Source organism: Mesorhizobium sp. M0040 (assembly GCF_040323505.1).
Lineage (GTDB): Bacteria > Pseudomonadota > Alphaproteobacteria > Rhizobiales > Rhizobiaceae > Mesorhizobium.
This window is the reverse complement of sequence record NZ_JAMYVA010000115.1, coordinates 1-3,137: the sequence shown is the minus strand read 5'-3', so window position 1 is coordinate 3,137 and position 3,137 is coordinate 1. Positions and strand designations below refer to the sequence as shown.

At 61.7% G+C, this 3,137-nt stretch carries 3 protein-coding genes; 2 read left to right on the top strand and 1 reads right to left on the bottom strand.

What is annotated here, in order from left to right; genetic code table 11:
• Window positions 1-117: 117 nt before the first annotated feature.
• A complete protein-coding gene (gene istA / locus NKJ91_RS33425; RefSeq protein ID WP_352458903.1) occupies window positions 118-1,686 on the top strand; it encodes an IS21 family transposase in 1,569 nt (522 codons plus the stop codon).
• Window positions 1,619-2,365 (top strand): IS21-like element helper ATPase IstB, encoded by a 747-nt coding sequence (istB, locus tag NKJ91_RS33420; RefSeq protein WP_352458902.1) that lies wholly within the window; start codon window positions 1,619-1,621, stop codon window positions 2,363-2,365. The genes istA and istB overlap by 68 nt, the downstream gene beginning before the upstream one ends.
• A 296-nt stretch (window positions 2,366-2,661) precedes the next feature.
• Here istB and NKJ91_RS33415 read toward each other — a convergent pair.
• Window positions 2,662-3,137, bottom strand: a 476-nt coding sequence (locus NKJ91_RS33415; protein ID WP_352458901.1) for a transposase, incomplete at its 5' end; no start/stop codon positions are given.

The following is a 3,137-nucleotide window of genomic DNA, read 5'->3' as shown; positions in this document are numbered from 1 at the left end:
TGTGATTTTTCGTGGAATGAGGACCCTGTTTAAGGGGTGATTTTCGTCCAAACGGGACCCCTTAACGATGGGGTCATCAAGATGCCTCCGGTTTGATCGGAGGCATTTGTGTTTTGGATGTTGGTTTTGGAGACGATTGCAAAGATACGTCGGCTGTCGCTGGTCCAGGGGAAGTCGATCAAGGCGATCTGCCGCGAGCTGAAGATCTCGCGCAAGGTGGTGCGCAAGGTCCTGCGTTCTGAGGAGACGGAGTTCCGCTACGAGCGCAAGCACCAGCCCTATCCCCGCATGGGAGCCTGGCGTGAGACGCTGGACCGGCTGCTGTCGGCGAATGCGGCCAAGCCGCAGCGGGAGCGGCTGACGCTGATCCGTATCTTCGAGGAGCTTCGCGGCCTCGGCTATGACGGCAGCTACAGTTCGGTGTGGCGGCATGCTCAGAGCTGGGCGGCGGATCGCGGCAGCGCCGTGGCCGAAGCCTACATTCCGCTGAGTTTTGCACCTGGCGAGGCCTACCAGTTCGACTGGAGTCACGAGATCGTCCTGCTCGACGGCGTGACGGTGACAGTGAAGGTCGCGCACATGCGGCTCTGCCACAGCCGCATGTTCTTCGTGAGGGCCTATCCGCGCGAGACGCAGGAGATGGTGTTCGACGCGCATGACCGGGCGTTCGCCTTCTTCCGCGGCGCCTGCACGCGCGGCATCTACGACAACATGAAGACGGCGGTGGACGCGATCTTCATCGGCAGGGATCGCCGCTACAACCGCCGCTTTGCGCAGATGTGCGGGCATTACCTTGTCGAGCCGGAGGCCTGCACACCGGCGGCCGGCTGGGAGAAGGGGCAAGTCGAGAACCAGGTCGGGCTGGTGCGCGAGCGCTTCTTCACACCGAGGCTGCGCTTCAAGACGTTGGAGGATCTCAACGGCTGGCTGGCCGACAAATGCGTTGCCTATGCCAAGGCGCATCGGCATCCCGAACAGGGCGAGCGCACGATCTGGGACGTATTCGAAGAAGAACGCGCCAGCTTCATTCCCTATGCCGGTCGCTTCGACGGCTTCCATTGCATTCCCGCGTCGGTGTCGAAGACCTGCACGGTGCGCTTCGACAACAACAAATACTCGGTGCTGTCGAGTGCCGTCGGTCGGCCCGTCGAGATCCATGCTTATGCCGATCGGATCGTCATCCGCCAGGATGGCGTGGTCGTGGGAGAACACGTTCGCTCCTTTGGCCGCAACGAGGTCGTCTACGATCCCTGGCACTACGTGCCGGTGCTGGCCCGCAAGCCGGGCGGATTGCGCAACGGCGCGCCGTTCCTTGGCTGGGTCCTGCCGTCGGCAATGGAGAAGGTGCGCCGCAAGCTTAAGGCGGTTGATGACGGCGATCGGCAGATGGTGTCGATCCTCACCTGCGTGCTGACCGACGGATTGAGCGCGGTCGAGGCCGCCTGTCAGGAAGCCATCGAGCACGGCGCATCGTCGGCGGCGGTGATCCTCAACATCCTGGCCCGCAGCCGCGATCCGGCGCCGGGCACGATCCTTTCCATTCCCCAGGCGCTGAAGCTAGCTCACGAGCCGGTCGCCGACTGCGCCCGCTATGACAATCTCAGGAGGACAAACAGCCATGGAACGCACCGAGGTACTGGAACTGATGGGAGCGCTGAAGCTCTACGGAATGCGCAGCGCCTATGACGAGATCATGGGCGTCGCCATCAAGCGACAGCACGAGCCGCCCAGGATTGTCGGTGATCTCTTGCAGGCCGAGATATCGGAGAAGCAGGCCCGCTCCATCAAATACCAGCTCGCCGTCGCCAAGTTGCCGCTGGCCAAGGACATCGACGACTTCGACTTCGCCGACACGCCGGTCAACGAACCCCTGATCCGCGATCTCGCCGGCGGCGCCTTCGTCGCCGATCAGCGCAACATCGTCCTGGTCGGCGGAACAGGCACGGGAAAGTCGCATCTGGCGATCGCCATTGCCCGCTCACTCATCCGCAACGGCGCACGCGGGCGCTTCTTCAATGTCGTAGACCTGGTCAACAGGCTTGAGACCGAAGCCCGCTCCGGCCGCCAGGGCCGCATTGCCGATCACCTAACCCGGCTCGACTTCGTCGTCTTCGATGAACTCGGCTATCTTCCCTTCGCCCAGGCCGGCGGGCAATTGCTCTTCCATCTGGTCTCAAAGCTTTACGAACGCACCAGCGTCCTCATCACCACCAATCTCGCCTTCGGGGAATGGCCGACCGTCTTCGGCGACGCCAAGATGACCACCGCGCTGCTTGATCGTCTCACGCACCATTGCGAGATCGTCGAAACGGGGAACGAGTCCTGGCGCTTCAAAAGCCGCTCTCAAAGCTCACATGAGGAGTGATGCGTCAAGGCAAGTTCATTTGTCCATGGCGAAACCTTTCAGGGTGCTTCATCGGTATCCAAAGTCTGAGCCATTTCGCTCGACGCGGCACGTTTCCGTTGCCGTTTCAAACTCACATACGGTCGCCGTCTCGTTCGGCTGCACCACTATCCCGCTTGCGTTGCGGCAAAGGCTCAGGAGAACGAGTCCATTCTAAAGCGCGGCATTTGAAGCCAAACTTTGAGGCGGTTCGCTCACCTGGATCCGCCAGGGTTGATCAGCCCTGGGAGATTGCTGTTCTGGGTTCCGGTCGGCCGTCACGCGCTCTTCATGACGGCCCCTTCGATCAGGATGCCGAACGCCGCGTACTTCCACAGCGCCACCAGCAGCTTGCGCGCCAGGGCAACGATCGTGCTCCGTTTCAGCCGACCCCCATTTGATTGAACCCGCTGAGCAAACCAACGGCTGAGTGCCGAATGCGGCTGGTTCCGCAGCCACAACCACGCGAGCTGGATCATCGTCGTGCGCAGCCGTGGATTGCCCGCTTTCGATACGCCTTGCTCACGATCAATGGTTCCGCTTTGCCACGGCGTGGGTGCCAATCCTGCGTAGGCGGCGACTTGGCGTCGGTTGTCAAAATGGCGAGAGAACCCTTCGGCCCAGAGGATAGCGGCGAACTCCGGTCCAATCCCTTTGAGAGCACTCAGCACGGCCGCAGGTCCAGGCGCTGTATGTGGAGCATCCTTTGTGGCGGACATCATTGCATCGCGCTCCTGTTCCACAGCGGCGATAT